This is a genomic window from Rhodococcus huquni, assembly GCF_055231055.1.
This window is the reverse complement of record NZ_JBUYWE010000003.1, coordinates 401,634-426,979: the sequence shown is the minus strand read 5'-3', so window position 1 is coordinate 426,979 and position 25,346 is coordinate 401,634. Positions and strand designations below refer to the sequence as shown.

The following is a 25,346-nucleotide window of genomic DNA, read 5'->3' as shown; positions in this document are numbered from 1 at the left end:
CCCGCAGGTGAACAACCCCCCTCCACTCAACGAAAGGCAGCTGACGTGAGCAGCGAAAAGATTCAGCGCGTCGGCGTGATCGGCGCCGGGATCATGGGTGCCGGAATCGCCGAAGTGTGCGCACGCGCGCATGTCGACGTCCTGGTGTTCGAGCAGACCCGTGAGCTCGCCGCAGCCGGACGCTCGCGCATCCTCCGTTCTCTCGATCGTGGCGTGAGCAGCGGAAAGATCACCGAGCGTGAGCGTGAGCAGGCAGCATGGCGCCTGCGTTTCACCTCCGATCTCGGCGACTTCGCCGACCGGCAGTTCGTTGTGGAGGCGGTCGTCGAGGACGAGAAGGTCAAGGGCGAGATTTTCACCGAACTCGACCAGATCGTCACCGATCCCGATGCGGTGTTGGCCTCCAACACCTCGTCGATCCCGATCATGAAGCTCGGCATCGCCACCAAGCGTCCCGAGCGCGTCATCGGAATGCACTTCTTCAACCCGGTGCCGGTTCTGCCGCTCGTGGAACTCGTCACCACCCTCAAGACCAGCGCCACCGTCAACGAGCGCGCAGAGGCGTTCGCGAGCGATGTTCTCGGCAAGCAGGTCGTTCGTTCGGCCGACCGCTCCGGATTCGTCGTCAATGCTCTTCTGGTTCCGTACCTGCTCTCGGCCATTCGCATGGTGGAGTCCGGGTTCGCAACGAAGGAAGACATCGACAAGGCCACCGTCCTCGGTCTCGCACATCCGATGGGCCCGTTGGCTCTGACGGACCTCGTCGGTCTCGACACCGTCAAGTCGATCGCGGACTCGATGTACGAAGAGTTCAAGGAGCCGTTGTACTCCGCCCCGCCGCTGCTGCTTCGCATGGTCGAAGCAGGACTGACCGGCAAGAAGTCGGGCGCGGGCTTCTACGAGTACGGCGACAACGGCCGCGCGAACAAGAAGGCGAGCTAGGTTTACAGACGTCGCCCCTGTGCGCCTTTCGCGGTCCCGGTAGTTTCGTTCTTGCCGGTGTCTGCGAGAGGCGCACAGGTGGTTCTGGGTAATGAAGTGTGAGCGCAGAAAGGTAGACCGCATGTCCAGCACGGAAGCATACGGCTCCAGCGTCCTGGGATATCCGCGAATCGGACCCCACCGTGAACTGAAGCGCGCGCTCGAGGCCTACTGGCACGGGACTTCCGACAAGGAGTCGCTGCTGGCAGTAGCCAAGGATCTCCAGGAAGAAACGTGGAGCGAACTCGCCGCCACGGGTCTGACCCAGGTGCCCGGAAACACGTTCTCGTTCTACGACCACGTGCTCGACAACGCGCTGTTGTTCGGAGCCGTCCCGGAACGGTTCAAGCCACTCGAGAACGAACTCGACGAGCTGGACTTCTACTTCACCATGGCTCGCGGCCGCCCCGATTTCCCGCCGCTCGAGCTGGTGCGGTTCTTCGGCACCAACTACCACTACCGTCAGCCCGAACTGGATGAGAACACGACCTTCTCGCTGAGGTCGGAGACGGTGCTCGACGAGTTCGAGCGCGCGAAGGCGCGGGGGATCGAGCTTCGCCCCGTCGTGCTCGGCCCGGTGTCGCTGCTGCTGCTCTCGAAAATCGGCCCCACATCCGAGCAGGAGGGGTTCTCGACACTCGATCTGTTGGACCGCATTCTGCCCGAGTACGAGCGCCTGTTCGAGCAGCTTGCGCAGGCCGGCGCCACCTGCATTCAGCTCGACGAACCGTCCTTCACAGAAGACCGCACACCCGAGGAACTCGAAGCACTGCGCCGCGCCTACGAGACGTTGTCGCACGCCCCGATGCGGCCCCGTCTCCTGGTGACCGGCCCGTACGGCTGGCTCGGTGACGCGCTGCCGATTCTCGCTGCCACGAAGGTCGAGGCCCTCGGTCTCGACCTGGTCAGCGGCAAGGTCAGCCCCGACGATCTTGCGAAGATTCCCGGTATCAAGCGCAAGCGCATCTACGCGGGCGTCGTGAACGGCCGCAACGTGTGGCGGGTCGACCGCTACGTGACGCTCACCTACTTGAACGCACTGAAGGACGTGGTGCCGGACCTGGTGGTCTCGACATCGACGTCCCTTCTGCACGTGCCGTACGACGTGCTGTCCGAGTACGACATTCCCGGTGACGTCGCGGACCGTCTCGCCTTCGCCAAGCAGAAGGTGGGAGAGGTCGTTTCGCTTGCGAAGGCCCTCACCGAAGGCCCGTCGGACAAATGGCGCAAGCGGCCGACGTCCGTGCACTTCAAGCTCAAGCACGCGGTGCGCGCACGGGTCAATGCGGTCACGCCGGCCGATCGTGTCCGTGCCCCGTACGAGGAACGGCGTATCGCACAGCAGAAGCGGTTGAACCTGCCTCCGGTTCCGGCGACCACGCTGGGTTCGTTCCCGCAGACCGATGCGGTCCGTCATGCCCGGTACGAACTGGGTCAAGGACGCCTCGAGTGGGACGAGTACTACAAGCGGATCCAGGCCGAGATCGAGTCGACGATTCGACTGCAGGAAGACATCGGTCTCGACGTCTTCGTGCATGGCGAGCACGAGCGCAACGACATGATCCAGTACTTCGCGGAACTGCTGGAGGGTTACGCCTTCACCCACAACGGTTGGGTGCAGGCCTACGGTTCACGCTGCACGCGGCCACCGATTCTCTACGGCGACGTCGTGCGCCCGAAGCCGATGACGGTCGAATGGATCGCTTACGCGCAGTCGTTGACCGACAAGCCGGTGAAGGCGATGTTGACCGGCCCCGTCACGATGATCGCTCGTTCCTTCGTCCGCCAGGACCAGCCGCTCTACGAGACGGCCGAGCAGTTGGCACTCGTGGTTCGTGACGAGATCGCCGATCTCGAGGCGGCGGGTATCGCGATCATCCAGGTGGACGAACCTGCGATTCGTGAACTGCTGCCGCTCCGCGAGGACGGGCGTGAGGCGTACCTGGAATGGGCGGTCGATGCGTTCCGTCTCGCGACGGGTGGCGCCAAGCCGGAAACTCAGATCCACACCCACCTCACCTACTCGGGTCGGTCGTCGGTGGTCGACGCAATCGAGCGATTGGATGCGGACGTCACGGCGATCGTCGCGACGCGGTCGATCACCTGGGTGCTCGATGCCATCAAGGAACGCGCCCTCACTCACGGTGTGGGGCCAGGTGTGTACGAGAGCCGTTCGGCTCGCATTCCGGACATCGACGAGCTCGACGAACTGCTGACCGAGGCGGCCGAATCGCTTCCCCTGGACAGGCTGTGGGCGAATCCGGACGGTGGTCTCAAGACGCGGCACTACTGGCAACTCGAACCGTCCCTGCGAAACCTTGTGGCGGCGGCGCGGCGCCTTCGTCGGCGGGCTGCCAAGGCGGTCGAGCAGCAGGAGCAGTAACGCGGTTCTGCGTCGGCGGACGAGAAAGAGTAAATATGTATGCATGGTTACCGCCGCTGCATACGCTGTCACGTCCGCCGACTCCGCATTCGAGAAGACCACGCTGGAACGTCGTGATCTCGGACCGCTCGACATCCTGATCGACATCAAGTTCGCCGGCATCTGCCACTCGGACATTCACACTGCGCGCAACGAGTGGGGCGGCACTCGCTATCCGGTGGTGCCCGGCCACGAGATCGCCGGGGTCGTGTCCGCGGTCGGATCCGACGTCACGAAGCATCAGGTGGGGGACCGAGTCGGCGTCGGCTGTTTCGTGGATTCGTGCGGTGAGTGCGAGGCGTGCCGTGCGGACGAGGAGCAGTACTGCGTCCAGGGGGTCACCGCTACCTACAACTCGCGCGGCCGTGACGGTGAGCGGACGCAGGGCGGGTACTCGACGCACGTGGTGGTGACCGAACGCTTCGTCGTCGCCATCCCCGACGGCCTCGGTCTGGATGTCGCGGCACCGCTGTTGTGCGCGGGAATCACCCTCTATTCGCCGCTGGCGCACTGGGGCGCTGGGCCGGGCAAGAAGGTTGCCGTCATCGGCATGGGCGGTCTCGGCCACGTGGGTGTGAAGATCGCCCACGCGATGGGCGCCGAGGTGACGGTGCTGAGTCAGTCACTGAGTAAGCAGGAGGACGGTCGCAGGTTCGGTGCCGACGGCTACTACGCAACGAGTGATCCGGCAACCTTCGAGGAATTGCGCGGACGATTCGACCTCGTTCTGAACACGGTGTCGGTCAACCTCGACATCGATGCCTACATGTCGTTGCTGGCCATCAACGGAACTCTCGTCGAATTGGGTCTTCCCGAGAAGCCGATCGAGGTGCGCGCGTTCAGTCTCGCGGCGAACCGTCGCAGCCTTGCCGGGTCGATGGTCGGTGGGCTCGCGCAGACTCAGGAGATGCTGAACTTCTGCGCCGAGCACGGCATCGGCGCAGAGATCGAGGTGATCGCTGCGGACGACATCGATTCCGCGTACGAGCGCGTTATCGCGAGCGACGTTCGCTACCGGTTCGTGATCGACACCGCGACCATCTGATCCGGCTCGGTCAGGTGGAAGTGCCGGCGACGAGTACGAGCACGAATCCCGCGACGATGATCCCGACTCGGACGTAGTGCAGGCGGTCCCAGCGCTGTTGCTGCTCTCGCCAGTCGCTCGGGTGATCGTCCGCCGTCCACGTCGCCGAGCGGTTGTTGATCGGGACGAGCAGTGCGATCGACAGGACGACGCTGATCGTCAGGAGGATTGCTGCGATGGCTGCGGGTGGCGCGGGCGGCTCACCCCAGGTGACGGCCGCGAGGGCGGCCGTCAGCGCGAGCGAGCCGAAGTACCAGAAGGGCATCAGCCGACCGAGCATGCGTGCCCCGTCGGCGCGCGCCTCGAGCGCTGGGCCTGCGGGGAGTCGCAACAAGATCGGATTGACGACGAAGGCGACGGCGAACTCCACCCCCACCATCAGTCCGACGACCGTCGCAGTGACAACGGCGAGAACCTGTGTCATGACCACTCCAATCTAGCGACGCTAGAAAATCTAGCAATGCTAATGTAGGCCGTGATTCATCCGACCGCAAGGAGTAGACGTGGCCGACTCGGAGATTCGACAGCGCCGCAGCGACGAACGACGTCGGCAGATTCTGGACGCCGCCCGCGCGCGGGCCGATACCGACGGGTGGTCCGCGGTGACCACTCGCCACCTTGCGGCCTCGATCGGCTTCACTCAGCCGGTTCTCTACGGACACTTTCCGGGCGGGAAGGTCGAGATCATGCGGGCTGTCGCACTCGAGGGATTCGCAGAGCTGGCGCAAGAGTGCCACGCTGCGGTGGCGCGCAAGCGTGGTACGAAGGCGGTCGAGGCGGCAGCTGTGGCGTACCTCGAGTTCGCGTCCGCTCACCCAGCGCTGTACGAGGCGATGTTCCAGCTGCCGATCGAGGCGCGGTTCGCGCAAGACGACAACGAGACGGAGCTGCGCTCTGCGTTCGATGCGCTCGCCGATGTGATCGACGACGGTGACGGCACGGCGACCGAGGTGTTGTGGGGAGCGCTACACGGCATCAGCCTGTTGGAGGCTGCGGGACGGATGCGCGCCGAGCATCGTGGACACCGCGTCGGTGAGCTCGCGCGGCGGTTCGGTACTCGGTAGAGAAAGTTCAGTTGTCGAGGTGCTCGCGTAGCAGGGTGAGTGTCTTCGCGAGGAGCCGTGACACGTGCATCTGCGAGATTCCGACCTGCTGTGCGATCTGGGTCTGTGTCATGTTTCCGAAGAACCGGAGGAGGAGAACGGTTCGTTCGCGTTCGGGTAGTGAATCGAGGAGCGGCCTGAGGGTCTCGTGGTTGTCGACGTCCTCGATGGCCGTGTCGTAGTCGCCCAGGGTTTCTAGCATGGACACCTCGCCCGGCCGGTCCGAAGAGGTGTTGTCGACCGAGACGGTCTGGTACGCGTTGCCGGCGAGCAGTCCCTGCGCCACGTCCTCCGGGGAGATGTCGAGTGCGGAGGCGAGTTCGCTCACGGTCGGGGCATGCCCGAGTCGCTGCGACAGTTCGCTGGTGGCTTGGCCCAGCGCGAGGTGGATTTCCTTCATTCGGCGCGGCACCCGTACGGCCCAGCCGGTGTCGCGGAAATGTCTGCGAACCTCGCCCATGATCGTGGGCACGGCGAAGGACACGAAGTCGGATCCGCGGGTGACGTCGAACCGGTCCACGGCGTTCACCAAGCCGAGTCTGGCAACCTGAACGAGGTCGTCGTGGGCTTCGCCGCGTCCGTCGAAGCGGCGGGCGATGTGTTCTGCGAGGGGGAGACACCGAGTGACGAGAGCATCGCGGCGCCTTCTGCGCGCCGGATCGTCGGGAGAGAAGGTTTCCAATTCCTCGAACATGGCCTTGACGTCTTTGTACTCGTCCGGCCACTTCGTCCGAATATGTTCTCCCCCTGCGGGCTTCACGAATGAATGCCCTTCGATCTGACGAACTCGATCGTGGTGATCGACCCACCGCTGGCGTCGGGCTCTCGAGTCATGTCGATGGAGTCGGTCAGTGCGTTCAGCACGTGCCAACCGAACGAGTTGTCACGAGCGTCGTCCCACGCAGCAGTCGTGGTCGAGACCTCAACGCGCAGTGCATTGTTGGAATACTGAAGACGACACACCAGAACGGCTTCCGGTGTGGATCGAACGATCAGATAGGTGCAGGCTTCGTCCATCGCGAGTTTGATGTCGGCGATGGAGTCCAGATCGAAGTCCTCGTGAATGGCGATCGCTGCCGCGAGTGCGCGAAGCACCGACAACTGATCGGGGGTTGCACGTATCCGCAGTTCGACGACTGGGTGTGCGTAGTCCTGGTCGGGCTCTATCGTCTTGACGTTTGCCATGAGATCTCCGGCTCGGTCGTTCCTGCTGCAGGCGGGTACCGCAAGACAGGGTAGCCATCCTGTGTGCCCCTGAGGGGCGAAATGACAACCACGGGATCCGGTTACCCGCATTCGAGGTAACGGTAAACCTGTGAATGAAGTAACGGTAAACCGACAGTTCGGTACTTAGCAGCGCGAAAAGATACTCTGACCTGGGCGGGACAAGATCTCGATCTTGTGGCACATGTCACAAAGGCGTAGGGTCGACGGCGGGTTGATCACACAAACCGGTCGGGAAATTGTGCGGCGGCCAGCGGTGAATGCTGAAAGCACTCGGGAGGGTGGAATCGCGTCTACTGCAGTCGCTGGAAGTCGTCTCGAGATGGGTTGGGCTATGACTGTTGTTCCGGGGATACCTGAATGTTCGAGGGCCACGTATTCCAATGCGACGTTCGGTGCGCAGCAGATCACCTCACATGTGGTCGTGCTGGAGGTGGGCGGTGACATCGACCTGTTCAGTGCCCCCGAGTTCGGGGTGTGGGCACGGCGGGTGGGTGCCGACGTCGGGCGCTTGATCATCGACATGTCCAGGGTGGAGTTCTTCGGGACCGCGGGGCTGGACGTCCTTCGCGCTGTCAACGAGGAGCGAGCGAAGACCCAGAAGACGTGGGCGATGATCTGCGGCCGACCGGTCCAGCGTCTGCTGCACGCTGCCGGACTCGACTCTGCCTTTCCCTCCTACCCTTCGTTGGAGGGTGCGCTCGGGTCGTGGGGCACTCGTATCGCCTGATCGCCTGATCGCCTGATATTCGAGCGACGTTGTCAGAGATGCGATGTGGCGCGTGTGGTGCGTGGGGGTGCTGCGACACACCAACCGTAGGCCCTCAAGGTGTCCGCGCCGATCCTGTCCCACGAGTATCTCGCCCTCGCCCGGTCGGCCCCCGCCACACCGAAGCCGGCTCTGCGTACTTCGTCGTCGAACAGTTGGCGAATGGTGTCCGCGAGTCGAGCAGGGTTACGCGAGGACACGAGGCGACCGGTGATCCCGTCGACCACGGTGTCGCGCATGCCGCCCGTTGCGGCCGCGACAACCGGTGTGCCACAGGCCATCGCCTCGAGCACGATGAGACCGATCGGTTCGTACCACGGCAGGCTGACCACAGCGTCGGCCGACCTCAACAGCGCCGGTAAATCCTTGGCATGCACGTTCCCGATGATGTGAACGCGATCGCGAACGCCGAGTGCGTCGGCTCTCGCGTACAACCGGCGAGCCTCGGGGGCGTGCGCGACCTGTCGTGGGAGGGGACCGCCGCCGATCACGAGTTCGGTGTGAGGCAGATGCACCAGAGCGTCGATCGCGGTCTCGAATCCCTCGTTGGGCGTGAGGTTTCCGACCATTACCAATCGGTGGGGCATCGCCCGCTTCGCTCTGGGCCCATCCGGGGTGAAGGCGGCGACATCCACGCCGCACGGCACCACGGACGTCCGTGAGCGGGGGAGGCCTTGGTGTGCGAGCTCGAAGACCTCCTCGGTGCTGGTGGCGACCACGCGCGTGGCGCCGCGCGCGATCAACTGCTCGAGTCGAATGCGGCTCGGTGGGCTGGGCGTGGTGTCGACGTTGAAGCGGTGCTCCATCACGCCGAGGGCGTGGAAGGTCTGCACCGTAGGGATTGCGAGCATCCGCGCCGCCAACTGCGTTGCGATTCCGGACATCCAGAAGTGAGCGTGCACGATGTCGGGCCGTGACTGCTCCCACTGCGACTCCAGGAAGCTCCCGAATGTCCCCATGAGAGGCAGAATTTCGTGTTTGGGGACGTAGCTCGGCGGGCCGACCGGTACGTGGACGACGGTGTAGCCCGCATCCGTCGTTACCCGATCGGGGGCGTCGTTACGATCACGTCGCGTGTACACGGTGACGTCGTTACCTGCGCGAACCAGAGCCGCGGACAACTCTGCAACGTGTCTGCTCTGCCCGTCGAAGCCGTCGTCCCCCTCCTTCGCCAGCGGGTTCGCATGTTCGGACACCATCGAGATCGTCAGCGGCTTGACGTTGCCCTGTGAGGCGGGCCGAGGCGCATCGCCGCCACACGTGCTCGATCGGGGTGTGCGTCTCGGCGTGGTCATGTCTCGGGGATTCCCCCGCAATCGTTTTGTAAACCGATCGAGACAACGACCGGACTCGGCACGGTGTTTCGCAGAAAGTATTTCGGGCATGATCGATGGAGATCGGCGTGAGGGAGACGAGATGACGCAGACCGTGATCGAGGACCCTGGCAACATTGCGGGGTTCGGCGGATACATTCGCGCGGTGGTTCGGGAACTCGGGGTTCCTATCGAAAAATGGTGCTGCAGTACCGATCCGCCGATGGAGGCAGTGCTGCAGGTCGAGGGCCGGCTGCCTGATCATCCGGGCCGCGACGTCGCGCTCGTGTGGGAAGAAGAACTCGGGTGGGCGCTCGCCGTCGAGACCCGATCCGGGGAGGATCTGATCATCGTTCGAGAGCTCGGCGGTGTTCGTATGCCGGCTCCTTCGGTGGTCGGCGAGTTCGCGAACCTTGTCGAGCCGCACGGGCGGGCGTAGCGTCGTGTCAAGCTTTCATCGAAGTCGGTTTCCCCCTTCGTCGAAGGCATTCAACTGAGTCGGTCCCTCGGGACTGCACATCCTCGAAGGGTGAGGTGAGTGGTGATGAAACTCAATCTCTTCGCCGCTTGGTTCGGATTCGGCCTGATTCTGGTGGCCGTGGTGTCGCTCGGCTCGTTCCTCGTCGCAGCGGGGTCGGGCCACGGCGGATGGGCGATCATCGCCGGATCCGTCGGTGTGGTCGCGGTTGCGCTGGCGATGGCGACCATCGGCGGCACGGTACGTCACGACCACAAGACGCACCAGGAATCGCCGCACTTGTTCTGAGCGGTGCCGGATCACGACTCTGCGAGTCGGTGCCGGATCACGACTCTGCTAGTCGGCCCTTCTCCTCGTCGATGTCGAAGTCGGCCTCGGGCCACTCCAGATCGAGACCCTGCAGTGCGTCGATCAAGAGTTCCGTGACGGCGATCCGGCTGTACCACTTACGATCCGACGGAACGACGTACCACGGTGCGTGGTCGGTGTCGGTTCGGTCGAGCATGGCTTGGTAGGCCTTCTGGTACTCGGGCCAGAATTCACGCTCGGTGACATCACCCGGGTTGTACTTCCAGTACTTGTCGGGTCGGTCGAGGCGCTCCTTCAACCGCTCCTTCTGCTCGTCGAGCGAAACGAACATTGCAACCTTGATGATGGTCGTGCCGTTCTCGACCAGCTCCTTCTCGAACTGGTTGATCTCCTTGTATCGGCCGTTCCAGACCTTCTTGGGAACGAGGTTGTGCACCCTGGCGACCAGTACATCCTCGTAATGGGAGCGATCGAACACGCCCAACTGTCCGCCACGGGGCAGCGCCTTGTTGATGCGCCACAGGAAATGGTGACGCTTCTCGTTCTGGGTGGGTACGCCGAACGACGCATGATCGACGCCCTGCGGGTCCACGTGACCGATGACGTGACGGACCATGCCGCCCTTCCCGGAGGTGTCCATGCCTTGGAGTACCAGCAGGACGGAGCGAGTGTCACCCGAGCGTCCGTTGGCGTACAGCAGTTCCTGAAGGTCGGACAGAACTTGGCCCCGGGCTTCGAGTTGCTTCGTGCCGTCGGACTTCTTGCCCTTGAATCCGGGTGTGCTGTGCGTGTCGAGTTCGGCGATCGGTGAATCCGGGTCGGCGCGCAGGATCTTCGTTGCCGGAGTGGACCAGAGTTTCTTCGCGTTCTTTCCCATGTTCGAACCCTGCCACACCGCGGCGACTCCGGGTCGTGCTCCGGAGCACGAAGTGCTCAGGCGTGCTCGAACGGCGGCTGCGTGGTTCCGTCCACCAGATGGCTGCCCCAGAGGTCCAGTCCGGTGATTTTCGCGTCGCCACAACCGTCGGGGGTGGCGATCGTGAGGACGGTGTTGTTCGGCACCTCGGCGCCGAGGATCTCGGTCAATTTCCGGATCCGGCCGTGCCACACGTATCGACCGCTGATCGGTTCGAGGTTGCCCGCCAACTGCACGTCCGCGGTGACAGTGCCGTGGTCGCCGACTGTGACTTCTGCAGGTCCGCTGTAGCCCTCTACTTCGGGTTCGCTCACTCATCGAAGGTACCTGTTACGAGTAGTTACACAACAGGGTCTTCTGGTTCGTTCGCCGAGCCGTCGACGAGCGGATGCGGTGTCGAGCGGAAGCGGGCCGGCGATCCGTTGACCGAGGCGATACCCGAAATGCCTCCCCAGATCATCATCGTGAGGTAGCTGATCAGATCCTCGGCGGACATCGAGCGGTTGGAAATCCACCAGTGGGTGGCGAGTTGCACGCTGCCGACGATGCCGTACGACCACGGCACCGAACCGCCGGAGTCCATGTCCATGTTCCGAAGTCGCTCGCCGAGGACGGTGGAGAGAAGTTCGGCGATCATGCGCTCCGAATCGGCGACCACGTCGTGTCCGGCACCCGAACTGTTCGCCATCACGTACAGGTACAGCTCGGGGTCCGCTGCGACCGTCTCGACGTAAGCGCTGACGGTGGCCTCGGTGAGCTCGTACTCGTTCAGGTCGCCGCCGATCGCCACATAGATTCGCGGGGCGAGGATCGTCTCGACGTACCGCACCATCGTTGCGTTCGTGAGGTCGCTCTTGTCCGCGAAATAGCGGTACAGGACGGTCTTGGAGACACCGATCTCGGAGGCGATCTCGTCCATGCCGATCTCGCGACCGCGAAGGCGAATCGCGGCGATGGTGCCGTCGACCAATTCTTCGCGCCGCGCGATCTTGTGCTCGCGCCAGCGACGCTTCCGGCCGTCGGGCTTCTCGGTCTTCTCCGCGTTCTCGGCCTTGGTCATCGGCTCGGTCACCTGTTCACGATCCTTAATGTGGTCGGTCCGCTTTCACCTTAGTGTGCGTACACAACGACGGGTGCTCGGTCACAGATTGCGGCCGATACGCGGCAGCGTTCGGCAGAATGGTCGACGTGTCTCAATTGACCCTGTCTGCACTCGACGACGATGCCAAGCGCCGTGATCTTCGCAAGATGAAGGCACTGGCGACCGGCTTCCTGCTGTTCGCGTCCGCCGTCTACCTTCTCTGCCGTTGGCAGGAGTCGCGCGGCGCCGGCGAATGGGTCGGATACGTGCGTGCTGCATCCGAGGCCGGAATGGTCGGTGCGCTGGCGGACTGGTTCGCGGTCACCGCGCTGTTCCGTCATCCGCTCGGGTTACGGATTCCGCACACGGCGATCATCCGACGAAAGAAGGACCAACTCGGAGCGAGCCTCGGCAGTTTCGTCGGCGACAACTTCCTGGCACCCGAGGTCGTGTCGGAGAAGGTGCGAGGCGCGCAGATTCCATTGCGGGTGGGTACCTGGATGGCGCAGCCCGATCATGCCGCCCGAGTGGCAGCCGAGACGTCCACCATTCTGCGTGGCCTCGTAGAGGTACTGCGCGACGAGGACGTGCAGCAGATCATCGACAGCACCATCGTGCGCAGGCTGGCGGAGCCGCAGTGGGGTCCGCCCATCGGACGGGTTCTGGCAGAACTACTGCGTGAGAACCGACAGTTGCCGATTCTGGATCTGCTCGCCGAGCGAGCACACCAGTGGGCACTCGGCAGTCAGGAGACCATCGACCGAGTGGTGAGCCGGGACTCGCCGACCTGGTCACCCAAGTTCGTGGACTCGATGCTCGGCGAGAAGATTCACCGCGAGCTCGTCGAGTTCACCTGGAAGGTGCGCTCCAACAAGGAACACGAGGTCAGGCAGGCGGCCAACAAGTTCCTCGTGGAGTTCGCCGAGGACCTGCAGAACGATCCCTCGACGATGGAGAAGGCCGAGAAGATCAAGGCCGAGATCATGGGCCGCGAAGAGGTCACAGGTCTGGCAGCCGCGACGTGGCAGGTGGCGAAGCGATTGATCCTCGAGTCCGTGGACGATCCGAACAGCACGTTGCGCACCAAGGTGGCCGAGAACGTCGTGAACCTCGGTGAACGTCTGCGGGACGACGACGACCTCCGCACGAAGGTCGACGGCTGGGTGCTCGCAGGAACCGAGTACGTCGTCGTCAACTATGCGGACGAAGTCACCGGACTCATCACCGACACGGTCGAGCGCTGGGACGCAGAGGAAGCGAGTCAGAAGATCGAACTCCAGGTCGGCCGAGATCTGCAGTTCATCCGAATCAACGGCACCGTCGTCGGGTCGATTGCCGGTCTGGCCATCTACACGATCTCGACCCTGCTGTTCGGCTGACGTTCGGGCACCGTTCGCCGGGTGCTAACTCAAGTGCTTGCAATTGTTAGCACCCTCCTTTACCTTTGTAATCACCCACAAAGGAGGCGGAGAGCTGATGTCGACCGAAGACCGAAACGGCGCCGGTGACATCGCTGCGCGCGTCGTCGGATCCGCGGCACACGACATCGGCGGATTCATTCGCTCGCAGCGTGAGGCCGCGCAGGTTTCGATGAGGCAACTCGCGCAACTCGCCGGTGTCAGCAATCCGTATCTCAGCCAGATCGAGCGTGGGTTGCGCAAGCCTTCGGCGGAAGTGCTCGCGCAGATCGCAAAGGGTCTCCGAGTGTCATCGGAGGTCCTGTACGTCCAAGCGGGTTATCTCGAGGAGCGCCCACACGGACCCGTCCGCGACGCACTGCTGGCGGACACCGCAATCACCGAGCGGCAGAAGCAGGTGTTGCTCGAGATCTACGAATCGTTCTGTCGTGAGAACGATCCGACCCGACCCGACGAGTCGAACCCGTCGGCCGCGGCTCCGCGTGTGCCCGACGCTCAGACCCCAGACATTCAGCACTTCGAACAGGAGAATACCGATGACTGATCAGAAAACAGTCGACAACGTTCGCACCTCCATCTACGCCGCAGTCGGCGCCGGCGACGTCGTCGTCCAGGCCGTCGCAGACGTGGTGGCACAGGTTCGTGAGCGCGCAGAGTCCACTCAGGGCGACGTGAACGAGCGCGTCGAGGAAGCTCGCGAGCGCTTCGCCGGCCTGCAGGGTGACGTCTTCGAGGGCGTGGAGGGCTTGCGTGACCGTCTCAACGGTCTGCCTTCCGAGCTGCCCGAAGAGCTTGCCGAGCTGCGCGAGAAGTTCACGCCGGAAGAGCTGCGCAAGGTTGCCGAGGCGTACCTGAAGGTTGCTTCCGACCTGTACACCTCGCTTGCCGAGCGCGGCGAGGACACGGTCGAGCGCATCCGCAAGCAGCCCGGCGTCGAGGACGGCATCGGACGCGCGGAGTCCGCATTCGGCGATGCTGTCGAACTCACCGAGGATGCTCTCGGCACCGTTGCACGCCAGACGCGCTCCGTCGGCGAGCAGGCCGCGAAGTTCGCCGGCCGTGCGGCCGGCCGTATCTCCGACACCGCAGGCGAGGTCGGAGAGACCATCTCGGGTGCCGGCGACGACGCTGCACAGCGAGTCCTCGAGTTCGGTGACCAGGCCGACACCGCGTCCAAGGACGCTGCGGCTCGTGTGACCGAGGCCAAGAGCCGCACCGCGGAGGCCGCCAAGCAGGCCCCCATCAAGGCTCCCGCCAAGAAGGCCGCGCCTGCCAAGGCTGCAGCTCCGGCCAAGAAGGCAGCGCCTGCCAAGAAGGCTCCCGCGAAGAAGGCTCCGGCCAAGAAGGCTTGATCTTCGGATCGCTCGAATCTTCGGACCGACGGCGGCTCCACACTCTCGAGGTGTGGGGCCGCCGTCGTCGTCAGCGCGGCAGAATGAACAATCCGGACATCTCGTAGGATGGTTGCGTGATTCAAGTCGACGGGATCGTTCGGACAATTCTGCTCGTCATTCAGGTAGTTGCCCTGGGTGCCGCCGCTTACGCGCTGTTCCATGCCGCTCGCCAGCGCAAAGACGCCTTCACGGCCGTCGACAAGCTGAGCAAGCCGATCTGGCTGACCATCCTCGCGGTCGCCTTCGTCGTGTTGTTGGCGTTCTCCGGCGTTCAACTGCTCGGCATCGTCGCGATCGTGGCCGTGTGCGTGTATCTCGTGGACGTTCGCCCGCGGGTCGACGACATCCAGCGGGGCCCCCGCTGGTAGTTCGATGATCGAATGATCGCCGAATTCACTCCCTGACCAGGCAGTCCTTCATCAAAGCGAGTGCCCGGCAGATTGTCACCCAAAATGATGACAATATTCATTGTGACAATGCTAGTGTGGTAATCAACTTCACCAGGGAGGAAGTTCGATATGTCCACAGCTCACGATTACGAGCCGGATGTTCGCAGTGGCGGCCGTGCGCCGTCACGCCTCGCCAAGGCCGGAGATCGTCAGGAGACCGCGACGAGACTGCTCGATTCCGCGGCCCGCAAGTCGTACGACCCCCGAGTCGAGATCGACTGGGATGCGCCGATACCGGACGACCTGTACGGCATGACTCCCGAGTGGTGCAGCCTCTACGGCACGCAGATGTGGGACGACATGACGCACGAGCAGCGCGTCACCCTCACCAAGCACGAAGCGGCGAGCGTTGCAGGAACCGGCATCTGGTTCGAGATGATCCTCATGCAGATGCTGCTGCGCGACATCTACTCGCACGACCCCGCCACCCCGCACTTCCAGTTCGCACTGACCGAGATCGCCGACGAATGTCGACATTCGACGATGTTCGCGCGGTCGGCGCAGAACTTCGGAATCCCGTCCTATCAGCCGAAGCGGTGGATAAGGCAGAGTGCCCGACTCTTCAAGGCGACCGCCACCGGCTCGCTCGCCTACGGCGGCACCCTCTTCGCCGAGGAAATCCTCGACATGATGCAACGTGACTTCATGCGCGACGATCGCGTGCAGCCGGTCACGCGCACCGTCAGCAAGATTCACGTGCTCGAGGAAGCGCGGCACATCAGGTTTGCCCGAGAAGAGACGGTCCGCCGGCTCCGCAACGCGACCTGGTTCACGCGGGCCCGGGTTCGCCTGGCCCTCGGTGTCACCGCATACTTCGTGGTCACCAGTCTCGTGAACAAGAACGTGTACGCGGCAGCGGGCCTGGACGTGGACGAGGCTGTCAAAGCAGCCAAGGCCAACTCCCACTATCACGACAAGGTTCGTGCCGGCAGTGCAAGGACGGTGGCGTTCCTCGACGAGGTCGGCCTGGTGGGCGGCCCGTCGAAGCTGATGCTGCGCCGCGCACACATCATCTGATGGACGAGTATCGAATCGACGATCTCGCGCGCGCCTCCGGCGTCAGTGTCCGCAATGTGCGCGTGTACCAAGACCGCGGATTGCTGCCGCCGCCGCGCAAGGTGGGGCGCACCGGCTGGTACAACGACGACCATCTGACCCGACTCGAACTGATCGGGCGGATGCTCGATCGTGGGTACACGTTCGTCACCATCAGTGAACTCCTCACGGCCGCGCAGTACGGGCTGGAGGTGAAAGACGTTCTCGAGAACGATGATCCGGGTGTCCTGTGGAACCTGGGTGGCCGAAGCCCTCGAGTGTCGATGGACGAACTACGCCGGAAGTTCGACGACGAGACGACCGACGACAACATCGCCCTGGGTGTGGACCTCGGAGTGATCACCCCGGTCGGTGACGAATTCGCCGTCACCAATCCCAAGTTGATGAAGTCCGCGGAAATTCTCTTCGAATCCGGAATGCCGTTGGCGGCCATCCTCGAGCAGACCGCGGCGGTACGGAGTGATCTCGCCGACGTCGCGGCCAGGTTCGTGTCCGTGGTGGCCGATCGCTACCTCGCGAAGGACGGCGAGGAGATCGACCTCGACGAGGAGAAGGTGACCGAGGCCGCGAACCTCGTCAATCGGATCAAGCCCCTCGCACACGACACCGTGAGTACGTTGTTCGCCGAGGCGATGGAAGCAGAGATCGCGAAGGCGCTGCACAAGGCCGCTGCCCAACTGGGCGCCGCATCTTCCGAAGACTCTCAGGCAAGCTGAGAGCTCCAGTGAAACAAGAGGTTTCGATGTCCGACAGTGTTCGTTTCACCCCCGGTCGCGTTCTCGCGGCTGCTCTCGGTGCGGGTGTGCTCGCCGCGGCGGCCGGGCTGGCAGTGAGACAGCGACGTTCTCGCACGGTGACTCTCACGACCGACGTTGCACCGAATGCGTTGTTCCAGGAGCCGACCGCGCCGATGGTCGAGTCCCGAGTCGTCACCGATGACGGCGCGGCACTTCGAGTGCATACGTACGGTCCGGAGCACGGCGAGCCCATCGTGCTGGTACACGGCTGGACCTGCTCGATCGAATACTGGTACCCGCAGATCAATGCACTGGCCGACAACTACCGTGTCATTGCGTACGACATCCGGGGGCACGGCCGGAGCACTGTGGGGACCAACCGATTCCGTGCGGACATGCTCGGCGCCGACCTCGATGCCGTGCTTCGCGCGACCCTGCGGGACGACGAGAAGGCCGTCATCGTGGGCCACAGTATGGGTGGCATCAGCGTCATGTCCTGGGCGCAACATCATCCCGAGAAGGTTCGGCGGTTGGCGAAGGCTGCGATGCTCGTCAGTACGGCCAGCGACCGACTGATCGCGGAAACCACGGCGGTGCCGTTGCCCAGCCGGTTCCCACGGATTCCAGTTCCGGTTGGGCGTGCCGTGATCGGCGCCCCGATGCCCTTCGTGGATACCCCCGTCACCACGAGCGTTATCAAGTACCTCAACTTCTCGCCGAGCATCGGCAAGGAAGAACTGGCGTTCACCGCCAAGATCGTTCGCGGTTGCAACCCGCGTTCACGAGGCGGATGGGGCGCCACCCTCAGCACTGTCGACGTCAAGGAAGGCCTCGAGAACCTCGACGTCCCCACTACGGTCCTGGTGGGGACAGTCGATCGATTGACGCCACAGGGTCACGCCCGCCGACTCGCGCACACCCTCGACGAGGCCGGCAACCTCGAGCGATTGATCGTGCTTCCCAACGTGGGACACATGAGCAATATCGAGGATCCGGATTCGGTGAACATCGAGATAGCGAGACTGGCCTCCCTGTGACTCGGTAACGAGTCACCGGAGTCAGCTGAAAACCACGGTCTTGCTGCCGTGCACCAGGACTCGATCCTCGAGGTGCCAGCGCAGTCCACGTGAGAGCACCAGCTTCTCGATATCTCGTCCCTGTCGGACCATGTCGGCCACTTCGTCGGCATGGTCGACACGGATGACGTCCTGCTCGATGATGGGGCCGGCGTCGAGTTCCGGGGTCACGTAGTGGCAGGTGGCGCCGATCAGTTTCACACCGCGCGTGAAGGCCTGGTGGTACGGACGGGCGCCGACGAAGGACGGCAGGAAGCTGTGGTGAATGTTGATCGCCCGGCCCGCCCAGTGCTCGCACAATTGCGGGGGGAGTACCTGCATGAAGCGGGCAAGGACCACCGCGTGCGGGTCGTGCGAGTCGACGAGTTCACGCACCCGCTCGAACGACGGTCCACGCTCGGCCGGATCCTTGGCGAACGGGACGTGATGGAAGTCGATGCCGTGCCTGCGCGTGACCTCCTCGAGATCGGGGTGGTTGCCGATCACAGCGCTGATCTCGGCGGGCAGCTCACCGCCCGCCGCGCGGCCCAGAAGGTCGTGCAGGCAATGGCCCTCCTTGCTCACCAGCAGCACGACGCGCTTCGGTTCGCGGGAGTCGTGCAGCGACCATTCCGTGTCCGGGCCGAGTTCGGCGGCCACCGCCGAGAACCGCCTGCGCAACTCGTCCGCGGACATGTTCACCGAAGACGCGCGTATCGCCTGTCTGGTGAAGAACCATCCGCTGTCCGCATCCGCGTGATACGCCGCCTCTACGATCCAGCCGCCCACGTCGGTGAGGAAGGCGGAGATGCGGGCGACGATGCCCGTTCGGTCACGGCAGCCGAGGGAGAGGACGAACCGGTGGTCGTCGCCGGTGGGAGCGGTCATACCGACAGTCTCTCAGGTACGGCAGTTTCTCAGGTGCGGCCGGGGCCCGAGACGACCGCTGTCCCGATAAGAGTGCCCGCATCGATCGTGTGGACGGCGCGTTCCACCAGGAGTTCGAGATAGCGGACTCGTATCGACTCCACGGTGTCGGCGTCCAAGCCGACGAGGGCCGAACGAAGACTGCCGCCGCGTGCGAAGTCCCACACGAACTCCGGCGTCGCGGGAATCAGATTGGACAGCTCGTGTACCTCGACGGAGGTGGTTCCCGCGGCGGCCAGCCAATCGCGAAGACCGTCCGGAGTGTCCAGGGGAGCAAGAGTCTTCATCCTGTCTTCAGGCGACCCGTATTCCGGACGAAACTCGGAGACAGCGGTCAGGAACGCGTTCATGAACTCGCTCAACGCACCCTGCCTCCACACGGTGACCCCGATTCGGCCGCCGGGCCGCACCAGTGACGTCAACCGCGCGAAATCCGAATTCATGTGGGGGAGGAAGAAGACGCCGTACGAGCATGCGAGGACGTCGTACCCGCGTGTGTGAAGGTCCGAGGGCGCTTCCCACTCGGTCGCATCCGCCTGCACGAAGTCGATGTTCTGCAACCCTTGCTCGGAGGCGAGGAGGCGGCCTTGTTCCAACAGTTCGTCGGACAGGTCGATGCCGTGAACGCGTCCGGTGGGACCGACCGCGGCTGCGGCCGGCAGCGCCGAGGCGCCGGCTCCACAGCACACGTCCAGAACGGATTCGCCCGGCGCGATACGGAGTTGATACGCCAACGCCTGCCCCGCGGGCGACCACACCGCCCCGTCGAGGCGGACGAATTCGGTTCGGGCCTCGTCGAACACGTCACCGATACTCATGAGCCGAGGCTAGTCCGGGCGGGGGCGAGAAGTCTGCGAAGTAGTTGTGCGAAGCTGTGAAACATGTCCGACACGACGCCCGGTCGCGCCCAGGTTGCCGCGATGATCGACCACACCCTGCTCAAGCCCGAGGCCACGCCCGCCGACGTCGCCGCCCTCGTGGCCGAGGCACGAGACCTCGGTGTTCTGGCCGTCTGCGTATCGCCGTCGATGTTGCCTGTGACGGCGGATGGCCTGGTGACGGCAGCCGTGGTCGGCTTTCCATCGGGTAAGCATCACTCGCTGATCAAGGGGAGCGAGGCGCGTCTCGCCGTTCAGCAGGGCGCGCAAGAGATCGACATGGTCATCGACGTCGGTGCCGCAGTGGACGGCGACTTCAACGCGGTACTCGCCGACGTCATCACTGTCCGCGAGGCGATCGGTGCCGGTGCGGTCCTGAAAGTGATCCTCGAGACCGCAGCCCTTTCCGAGGATTCGATCGTCGGTGCCTGCCGGGCCGCCGAGCGTGGTGGCGCCGACTTCGTGAAGACGTCCACGGGTTTTCACCCGGCGGGCGGCGCGACCGTCGACGCAGTGCAGTTGCTGGCCCGCACCGTCGACCGCCGCATCGGAGTCAAGGCGAGTGGTGGCATTCGCACCACCGAGGCGGCGCTGGACATGATCGCGGCCGGCGCCACCAGGCTCGGGCTGTCGGGTAGCCGCGCCGTGCTCGACGGGCTGGCCTGATCGGTCCGAACCGGACGGGCGTATAGTCGCCAACGTGCTGATTCTGACCAGTCGACGCTTCGTCGACCTTCGCCTGCAGGCGAGCGCCATCTGTACGCGCTCTGCGTGAGCGCTCAGCACCCCTTTCTCTTCGTCGGCGTGCGCTGACCGTTTCACGTATCGGAAATCCCTCCCTCGTTTCCGCGCGTGGCCGATCGTCGCGCGCGCTCGCACGAAAGGCACACCATGCCAGGCTCCACCCAGGCCACCTCGGTCGAGAAGACCTCTCGCCGCATCCCCAAGTGGGCAACCGCATTCGGCCCGCAGATCGTCACCGGCCTGATCGTCGGTGTTCTGCTCGGCCTCGTCGCTCGCGCCATGGCTCCGGCCGCGGACGGCAACGACAACTGGTTGACCGGAACCCTCGACACGATCGGTTCGAGCTACGTCAAGCTCTTGACGGTGGCCGTCGTACCACTGGTGTTCACCGCGATCGTCAGTTCGATCGCCAACCTGCGTCAGGTGGCCAACGCGGCCCGCCTCGCAGTTCAGACCCTCCTGTGGTTCGCGATCACGGCGTTCATCGCGGTGATGATCGGCATCGTCATCGGACTCGTGGTGCAACCCGGTAACCACACCGACGTGACCTCGGCGGCAGAAGAAGCGCCGTCGAGCAGCGGGTCCTGGTGGGCGTTCATCACGGGTCTGGTTCCGAACAACTTCCTCGGTCTCGGCGCGAAGACCGTCGTCGAGGACGGCGCCGCCACCACCTCGCTCAGCTTCAACATCCTGCAGTTGCTGGTGGTCGCCGCTGCCATCGGAATCGCCGCCCTGAAGGTCGGCGAGAAGGCGGAACCGTTCCTGAACCTCAACGCTTCACTGCTCGCGATCGTGCAGAAGATCCTGTGGTGGATCATCCGCCTCGCACCCATCGGTACGGCGGCGTTGATCGGCAACGCCGTCGCCACGTACGGCTGGGACGCGATCGGTTCGCTCGGCTGGTTCACCGCGGCCATCTACCTCGGCCTGGCCCTCGTCTTCCTGGTCGTCTATCCGATCCTCGTTCGAGCGCACGGACTGTCCGTTCGGAGCTTCTACTCCGGCGTCTGGCCGGCCACGCAACTCGGCTTCGTGTCGCGCTCGTCGATCGGCACCCTGCCGCTCACCCAGCGTGTCACCGAACGGAACCTCGGCGTTCCGCGTGAATACTCGGCGTTCGCAGTACCTCTGGGTGCCACCACCAAGATGGACGGCTGCGCCGCGATCTACCCGGCAATCGCTGCGATCTTCGTGTCGCAGTTCTACGGTCTGAACCTCTCGGTCACCGATTACGTGCTCATCGTGGTGGTCTCGGTGATCGGCTCGGCTGCGACCGCCGGTACCACCGGCGCGACGGTGATGCTGACGCTGACTCTCTCGACGCTGGGTCTGCCGCTCGCGGGTGTGGGTTTGCTCCTCGCCGTGGAGCCGATCGTCGACATGGGGCGCACCGCCGTCAACGTGACCGGTCAGGCACTCGTGCCCACGATCGTGGCGAAGCGCGAAGGCATCCTGGACCGGAAACTGTACGACGCACCTCGCACCGGCGACCCGTTCGCAGACGACGACACCGTCACCGACGCAGTCGATCCTGCACCGGAATCGGCGCAGGATCGACAGGCAGTGGTGTCGGCGCCGGCCTAGAGCGGCGCCGGCTATCCGGTCAGACGAGCACGCCGCAGCCGCTGTCCTCGGGTTGCGGCGCGTTCGGATCCTGGGCGGGCATCGTGTAGTTGCCGCCGCGGAGCGAGATGTCGATCGCGTCGTCCGTGACAGTGAGCGACTCCGGAGCCATTCCGAGTGGGTACGTCTGCAGGCTGTCCGTCAGGGTCTGGACGATGCCGTCGACGAGGTCGGTGGGCAGCCCGAAACCGAGGATTTCCGCGCCCACAGTCTCGACCTTCACCGTTCCGCCTTCGACGGTCGGCTTGACGGTCATGTCCGCGAGACCCGCGGGGCCGACCGCGAACGTCAGCGTTCCGGCGTTGGGATCTGCCTTGACGTCACTGATCAGGCTGCCGAAGGTTTGTTCCTGCAGCGTGGCGAGGATGCCTTGTGTGGTCCAGTGGATGTCGGCCTCGGAACTGCCGATGGTGCCGCTGCTCTCGGCGGTCTGCTCCATGCGGATGTCGTCGACGCGGGCGTGCACCTCCATCTGCTGAGCGGGGCCGAACGCCGAGTCGTCACTGTCGATGGTGACGTACGGAACGTTCTTGTCGAGCGCTTGCAGCAGCACGGGCTTCCAGCTCAAGCCGACGTCGACCTGCGAGCCGAGCTGGCTCTCGAACTGATTTGCCATGCACGATTTCACCTGATGACGCACGAACAGTTCGCCGGCGATCAGCGCGAGGACGAGGGCGGCTACGACGACCATCACGATCAGAAGAACGCGATTGCGTCCGGATGAGGAGTTCGTTCGGACTGACATTCTCCGGATTCTTCCCGACAACTATGAACAAATTCTGTGAATGCGAGATCGTTCGCTCACTCGTCCGGTCAAAATGTGATGTATCACACATGTAAGCCGTAATCTGGGGACATGACGGGTTGGTCGAGTCCGCACACCGAACGCGGCGATTCGGGTGCCGAGAAATCGTTGCAAGAACTCGCCGCATCGCAGGACGGCTACTTCACCGCTGCGCAGGCCATCCAGGTCGGATACACGGCCGAGATGCTCGGGACCCAGGTGGTGCGTGGCTCGTGGGAGCGCGTGGAGCGTGATCTGTTCCGAGACGCGGCCGCGCCCCACACCGATCTCGAGGCATTTGTGAAGTGGTGCACCTGGTTCGGCACCGCCGCCGCCGTCTCGCATCAGAGTGCCGCCGAATTGCACGGTCTCGGGCACCTCTATCCGAGATTCATCCATTTCTCGACCGTGATGGCCCCGCCGACCCCGACGCGCGAACTGGCGCTGCACAGGCGGTCGGTGCGAGCGGACGACTGCGAGCAGATCGGTCCGATCCGGATCACCACCCCGCAATGCACCGCTCTCGATCTCGCGGCTGGTGGCATTTCACAGGAACTACTCGACGAGGTGGTCGCAGACGGAGTCGCCATCGGCAGACTCGATGCACACGCGCTTCACAAAGCGTGTGCCGCGCGGCCCGCGCCGGTGGCAGACCGCATCGAACACGCCCTCACGACCTGTACCTGAGCAGGTCACTTCGGTGCCACCACATCCCACGGCACGGTGAGCAGGCAGTCGCGGAGCGGCCTGCGCTGGACGCGAACCGGCAGGCCCTGCGACTGGAGCATTTCGAGAGTGGCCCGCCACCGAACCCTCGGACCGAACGAACCGTGCGGGGCAGCAGTCGCCCACGCGCGATCGACGATGTTCAGGAACTCGTGGATCCGTTCTCCCGGCACGTTGCGGTGAATCAGGGCCTTGGGTAGTCGTTCGGCCAGATCGGACGGTCGCTCGGAGGCGAACGGGTCCCATGCGAACGTCAGGGACAGCGGACGCTCCGCATTCAGGAGTACCCACGTGCAGCGTCGCCCCAGTTCGTCGCAGGTGCCCTCGACCAGCAGTCCGCCCGGCGCGAGCGACGACTGCAGGCGTTCCCACGCAGGGGCGACGGCCTCTTCCGGGTACTGCCGTAGGACGTTGAACGCACGGACGAGGACGGGCCGCAATCCGGCCATCTCGAACCCGCCGCGCGCGAAGCTGACGCCGTCTCGGGCTGCCACGACGCGACCCGGGTCGATTTCGAGGCCGATCACGCGCCGGTCGTCTCGGACCGCGCGCAGTCGGTCCGCCATCTCGAAGGTGGTGTTCGGCCGGGCGCCGTAACCGAGGTCCACGACGAGAGGATCGGCGGCTCTCTGAAGTGCCCGCTGCACCAGTGGCTCGTGCACCATCCACCGATCGCAGCGGCGAAGCCGGTTGATGCCGGTCGTTCCGCGAGTGACGACTCCGATCGGTTTGGTCGTCGTACGTGCAGGTCTTGTAGTTGTGCCGATCACCGGACCGGATCCGGCACGCTCACTGCTGCCCGGAGAGCCAGTTCTCGGTGATCTCGGCCTCGGCGCGGAACAGATCGATGAGGTTCACGAGCATGAGCTGCTCGAGCTTGCCGCCGATGAACGGCAGGTACACCTTGGCTTCGGACGACGTCCGGAACGTGCAGCCCGTGTCGGTGGAGAACAGCTCCATGGTGCCGGTCAGGCTGCCTGGACCGGCCGGAATCGATGCTTCGTACTTGGCTGTGGTCGGTTCACCGAACTCGGAGTAGCTCTCCTTGCGGGTGATGACCATGTCCTTCTTCATCACCGCCTGCGCGACCTCGGGCAGCTCGGAGCGCGGGAGGATGTGGTGCAGCACGATCTCGATGCCCGAGTCGGACACGTCGAACGATTCGATGTGGTTCTCGGAGTACTTGCGCATCTCTTCGATCCGCGTGTCCCAGTAATCACGGTTCGTGAACGCGCCGTACACCTGTTCTGCGGTGTACTTGTAGCGGGCTGAGTAGTCGATGCGACGGGCCATGACCGGCAAGGCTACCGGTTCGGCACGTCACCGCGAAGACGCGCAGCGTCTCAGCCGCTCAGACGCGCAGCGTCTCAGCGGCTCAACCAGCTCTCCGTGAACTCGCGCTCCTTGTCGTTCAGCTGAAGAACCTGGTCGGCGATCGCGGATTCGATCTTGCCCCCGACGATCGGGATCTTCACGACGGTTTCGCCTTCCAGCTCCACGGTCGAGTTGCTGCCTTCGGCCGTCAGCCGCTGGGTGCCGCTGATCTTGGCGGGGGCCCCCTCGACGGACGCGGAGAAGGTTCCCGTCGCGATGCCCTCGTTCAGGCCGGCCCAGGTTTCGGACCGCTTGATGACGAGATCTCCGGGGCGCACCTTCGAGACGATGCTGGGCAGGTGCTCCTCGGCGATGGCCTGCGTCATCCGTACCGCGATGGTTCCGTCTCCGACGGTGATCTCGTCGAGCGTGGCTCCCTCACCTCCCACTTCGGCGAGGCGGTCACGCCAGTACTGCTCGGATGTCAGTGCGGAATGCACCTGTTCGGCGGGAAACGGGTAGTTCGAAGAATGGTCGATGCGTCGGCTCACGGTCGGCACG

30 protein-coding genes are annotated in these 25,346 nt (G+C 64.2%); 17 read left to right on the top strand and 13 right to left on the bottom strand.

Translation table 11 applies throughout. The features are described 5' to 3' along the window. Positions 1 to 45: 45 nt before the first annotated feature. The 3 genes from ACZI8R_RS08535 (at position 46) to ACZI8R_RS08525 (ending at position 4,448) form a co-directional block, all read left to right on the top strand. On the top strand, positions 46 to 942 hold the full coding sequence (locus ACZI8R_RS08535) for a 3-hydroxybutyryl-CoA dehydrogenase (RefSeq protein ID WP_463379142.1): 897 nt from the start codon (positions 46 to 48) through the stop codon (positions 940 to 942). Positions 943 to 1,063: 121 nt separating this feature from the next. Further along, a complete protein-coding gene (metE, locus tag ACZI8R_RS08530) occupies positions 1,064 to 3,364 on the top strand; it encodes a 5-methyltetrahydropteroyltriglutamate--homocysteine S-methyltransferase (RefSeq protein WP_463379141.1) in 2,301 nt (766 codons plus the stop codon). A gap of 43 nt (positions 3,365 to 3,407) precedes the next feature. After that, positions 3,408 to 4,448, top strand: a complete 1,041-nt coding sequence (locus ACZI8R_RS08525) for an NAD(P)-dependent alcohol dehydrogenase (RefSeq protein WP_463379140.1) — start codon at positions 3,408 to 3,410, stop codon at positions 4,446 to 4,448. 10 nt (positions 4,449 to 4,458) lie between these two features. On the opposite strand, the gene ACZI8R_RS08520 is transcribed toward ACZI8R_RS08525, so the two are convergent. Next, positions 4,459 to 4,911, bottom strand: a complete 453-nt coding sequence (locus tag ACZI8R_RS08520; RefSeq protein ID WP_463379139.1) for an anthrone oxygenase family protein — start codon at positions 4,909 to 4,911, stop codon at positions 4,459 to 4,461. 79 nt (positions 4,912 to 4,990) lie between these two features. On the opposite strand from ACZI8R_RS08520, the gene ACZI8R_RS08515 reads away from it, so the two are divergent. Continuing rightward, positions 4,991 to 5,551, top strand: coding sequence for a TetR/AcrR family transcriptional regulator (locus ACZI8R_RS08515; protein WP_463379138.1), 561 nt, complete (start codon positions 4,991 to 4,993; stop codon positions 5,549 to 5,551). 7 nt (positions 5,552 to 5,558) lie between these two features. On the opposite strand, the gene ACZI8R_RS08510 is transcribed toward ACZI8R_RS08515, so the two are convergent. Beyond that, positions 5,559 to 6,350: a SigB/SigF/SigG family RNA polymerase sigma factor gene (locus tag ACZI8R_RS08510; protein WP_463379137.1), complete on the bottom strand. Its 792-nt coding sequence runs from the start codon at positions 6,348 to 6,350 to the stop codon at positions 5,559 to 5,561. Continuing rightward, positions 6,347 to 6,775, bottom strand: coding sequence for an ATP-binding protein (locus tag ACZI8R_RS08505; protein WP_463379136.1), 429 nt, complete (start codon positions 6,773 to 6,775; stop codon positions 6,347 to 6,349). Before ACZI8R_RS08505 ends, ACZI8R_RS08510 begins: the two co-directional genes overlap by 4 nt. 373 nt (positions 6,776 to 7,148) lie before the next feature. Here ACZI8R_RS08505 and ACZI8R_RS08500 point away from each other — a divergent pair, with 373 nt between their 5' ends. Further along, the gene (locus ACZI8R_RS08500; RefSeq protein ID WP_463379135.1) at positions 7,149 to 7,544 is read left to right on the top strand and encodes an STAS domain-containing protein; all 396 of its coding nucleotides are present in this window, start codon (positions 7,149 to 7,151) and stop codon (positions 7,542 to 7,544) included. A gap of 32 nt (positions 7,545 to 7,576) precedes the next feature. Here ACZI8R_RS08500 and ACZI8R_RS08495 read toward each other — a convergent pair whose 3' ends face one another. After that, positions 7,577 to 8,794: a glycosyltransferase gene (locus tag ACZI8R_RS08495; RefSeq protein WP_463379291.1), complete on the bottom strand. Its 1,218-nt coding sequence runs from the start codon at positions 8,792 to 8,794 to the stop codon at positions 7,577 to 7,579. A gap of 172 nt (positions 8,795 to 8,966) precedes the next feature. Between ACZI8R_RS08495 and ACZI8R_RS08490 the strand changes: the two genes are divergently transcribed. Next, positions 8,967 to 9,335 (top strand): DUF6292 family protein, encoded by a 369-nt coding sequence (locus ACZI8R_RS08490; RefSeq protein ID WP_463379134.1) that lies wholly within the window; start codon positions 8,967 to 8,969, stop codon positions 9,333 to 9,335. Positions 9,336 to 9,440: 105 nt separating this feature from the next. Further along, positions 9,441 to 9,662, top strand: a complete 222-nt coding sequence (locus ACZI8R_RS08485; RefSeq protein ID WP_463379133.1) for a hypothetical protein — start codon at positions 9,441 to 9,443, stop codon at positions 9,660 to 9,662. Positions 9,663 to 9,699: 37 nt separating this feature from the next. Here the strand turns inward: ACZI8R_RS08485 and ACZI8R_RS08480 are convergent, their stop codons facing one another. From ACZI8R_RS08480 to ACZI8R_RS08470, 3 genes are read right to left on the bottom strand one after another with little or no spacing between them, the layout of a single operon-like run. Next, a complete protein-coding gene (locus ACZI8R_RS08480; RefSeq protein WP_463379132.1) occupies positions 9,700 to 10,560 on the bottom strand; it encodes a polyphosphate kinase 2 family protein in 861 nt (286 codons plus the stop codon). Positions 10,561 to 10,616: 56 nt separating this feature from the next. Further along, a complete protein-coding gene (locus ACZI8R_RS08475; protein WP_463379131.1) occupies positions 10,617 to 10,913 on the bottom strand; it encodes a DUF4873 domain-containing protein in 297 nt (98 codons plus the stop codon). Between the two features lie 26 nt (positions 10,914 to 10,939). Beyond that, on the bottom strand, positions 10,940 to 11,659 hold the full coding sequence (locus tag ACZI8R_RS08470; protein ID WP_463379290.1) for a TetR/AcrR family transcriptional regulator: 720 nt from the start codon (positions 11,657 to 11,659) through the stop codon (positions 10,940 to 10,942). A gap of 128 nt (positions 11,660 to 11,787) precedes the next feature. Here ACZI8R_RS08470 and ACZI8R_RS08465 point away from each other — a divergent pair, with 128 nt between their 5' ends. From ACZI8R_RS08465 to ACZI8R_RS08435, 7 genes are all read left to right on the top strand, one after another. Further along, the gene (locus ACZI8R_RS08465) at positions 11,788 to 13,059 is read left to right on the top strand and encodes a DUF445 domain-containing protein (RefSeq protein ID WP_463379130.1); all 1,272 of its coding nucleotides are present in this window, start codon (positions 11,788 to 11,790) and stop codon (positions 13,057 to 13,059) included. A 97-nt stretch (positions 13,060 to 13,156) separates the two neighbouring features. Continuing rightward, a complete protein-coding gene (locus ACZI8R_RS08460; protein ID WP_463379129.1) occupies positions 13,157 to 13,642 on the top strand; it encodes a helix-turn-helix domain-containing protein in 486 nt (161 codons plus the stop codon). Further along, the gene (locus ACZI8R_RS08455) at positions 13,635 to 14,450 is read left to right on the top strand and encodes a heparin-binding hemagglutinin (protein ID WP_463379128.1); all 816 of its coding nucleotides are present in this window, start codon (positions 13,635 to 13,637) and stop codon (positions 14,448 to 14,450) included. The genes ACZI8R_RS08460 and ACZI8R_RS08455 overlap by 8 nt, the downstream gene beginning before the upstream one ends. 116 nt (positions 14,451 to 14,566) lie before the next feature. Continuing rightward, entirely contained in the window at positions 14,567 to 14,860 is a 294-nt protein-coding gene (locus tag ACZI8R_RS08450; protein ID WP_463379127.1) for a DUF2516 family protein, read from the top strand. Between the two features lie 150 nt (positions 14,861 to 15,010). Then, entirely contained in the window at positions 15,011 to 15,958 is a 948-nt protein-coding gene (locus ACZI8R_RS08445; protein WP_463379126.1) for an AurF N-oxygenase family protein, read from the top strand. After that, the gene (locus ACZI8R_RS08440; protein WP_463379125.1) at positions 15,958 to 16,713 is read left to right on the top strand and encodes a MerR family transcriptional regulator; all 756 of its coding nucleotides are present in this window, start codon (positions 15,958 to 15,960) and stop codon (positions 16,711 to 16,713) included. The genes ACZI8R_RS08445 and ACZI8R_RS08440 overlap by 1 nt, the downstream gene beginning before the upstream one ends. 26 nt (positions 16,714 to 16,739) lie before the next feature. Further along, positions 16,740 to 17,771 carry an alpha/beta fold hydrolase gene (locus ACZI8R_RS08435; RefSeq protein WP_463379124.1) on the top strand — a complete coding sequence of 344 codons (1,032 nt, stop codon included), beginning with the start codon at positions 16,740 to 16,742 and terminating at the stop codon, positions 17,769 to 17,771. A gap of 21 nt (positions 17,772 to 17,792) precedes the next feature. Here the strand turns inward: ACZI8R_RS08435 and purU are convergent, their stop codons facing one another. Beyond that, a complete protein-coding gene (gene purU, locus ACZI8R_RS08430) occupies positions 17,793 to 18,677 on the bottom strand; it encodes a formyltetrahydrofolate deformylase (protein WP_463379123.1) in 885 nt (294 codons plus the stop codon). Between the two features lie 29 nt (positions 18,678 to 18,706). After that, the gene (locus ACZI8R_RS08425; protein ID WP_463379122.1) at positions 18,707 to 19,534 is read right to left on the bottom strand and encodes a class I SAM-dependent methyltransferase; all 828 of its coding nucleotides are present in this window, start codon (positions 19,532 to 19,534) and stop codon (positions 18,707 to 18,709) included. Between the two features lie 63 nt (positions 19,535 to 19,597). Between ACZI8R_RS08425 and deoC the strand changes: the two genes are divergently transcribed. Then, positions 19,598 to 20,260, top strand: a complete 663-nt coding sequence (deoC, locus tag ACZI8R_RS08420) for a deoxyribose-phosphate aldolase (protein WP_463379121.1) — start codon at positions 19,598 to 19,600, stop codon at positions 20,258 to 20,260. Positions 20,261 to 20,485: 225 nt separating this feature from the next. Continuing rightward, entirely contained in the window at positions 20,486 to 21,922 is a 1,437-nt protein-coding gene (locus ACZI8R_RS08415) for a dicarboxylate/amino acid:cation symporter (protein WP_463379120.1), read from the top strand. Between the two features lie 19 nt (positions 21,923 to 21,941). On the opposite strand, the gene ACZI8R_RS08410 is transcribed toward ACZI8R_RS08415, so the two are convergent. Further along, positions 21,942 to 22,577, bottom strand: a complete 636-nt coding sequence (locus ACZI8R_RS08410) for an LmeA family phospholipid-binding protein (protein ID WP_463379119.1) — start codon at positions 22,575 to 22,577, stop codon at positions 21,942 to 21,944. A 240-nt stretch (positions 22,578 to 22,817) separates the two neighbouring features. Here ACZI8R_RS08410 and ACZI8R_RS08405 point away from each other — a divergent pair, with 240 nt between their 5' ends. Next, on the top strand, positions 22,818 to 23,432 hold the full coding sequence (locus ACZI8R_RS08405; protein WP_463379118.1) for a type IV toxin-antitoxin system AbiEi family antitoxin domain-containing protein: 615 nt from the start codon (positions 22,818 to 22,820) through the stop codon (positions 23,430 to 23,432). 5 nt (positions 23,433 to 23,437) lie between these two features. Here the strand turns inward: ACZI8R_RS08405 and ACZI8R_RS08400 are convergent, their stop codons facing one another. From ACZI8R_RS08400 to ACZI8R_RS08390, 3 genes are all read right to left on the bottom strand, one after another. Continuing rightward, the gene (locus tag ACZI8R_RS08400) at positions 23,438 to 24,238 is read right to left on the bottom strand and encodes a class I SAM-dependent methyltransferase (protein WP_463379289.1); all 801 of its coding nucleotides are present in this window, start codon (positions 24,236 to 24,238) and stop codon (positions 23,438 to 23,440) included. 22 nt (positions 24,239 to 24,260) lie between these two features. Beyond that, complete coding sequence (locus ACZI8R_RS08395) at positions 24,261 to 24,764, bottom strand: DUF2505 domain-containing protein (protein ID WP_463379117.1); 504 nt, start codon at positions 24,762 to 24,764, stop codon at positions 24,261 to 24,263. Positions 24,765 to 24,838: 74 nt separating this feature from the next. After that, the gene (locus tag ACZI8R_RS08390) at positions 24,839 to 25,336 is read right to left on the bottom strand and encodes a DUF2505 domain-containing protein (RefSeq protein WP_463379116.1); all 498 of its coding nucleotides are present in this window, start codon (positions 25,334 to 25,336) and stop codon (positions 24,839 to 24,841) included. Between the last annotated feature and the right edge of the window lie 10 nt (positions 25,337 to 25,346).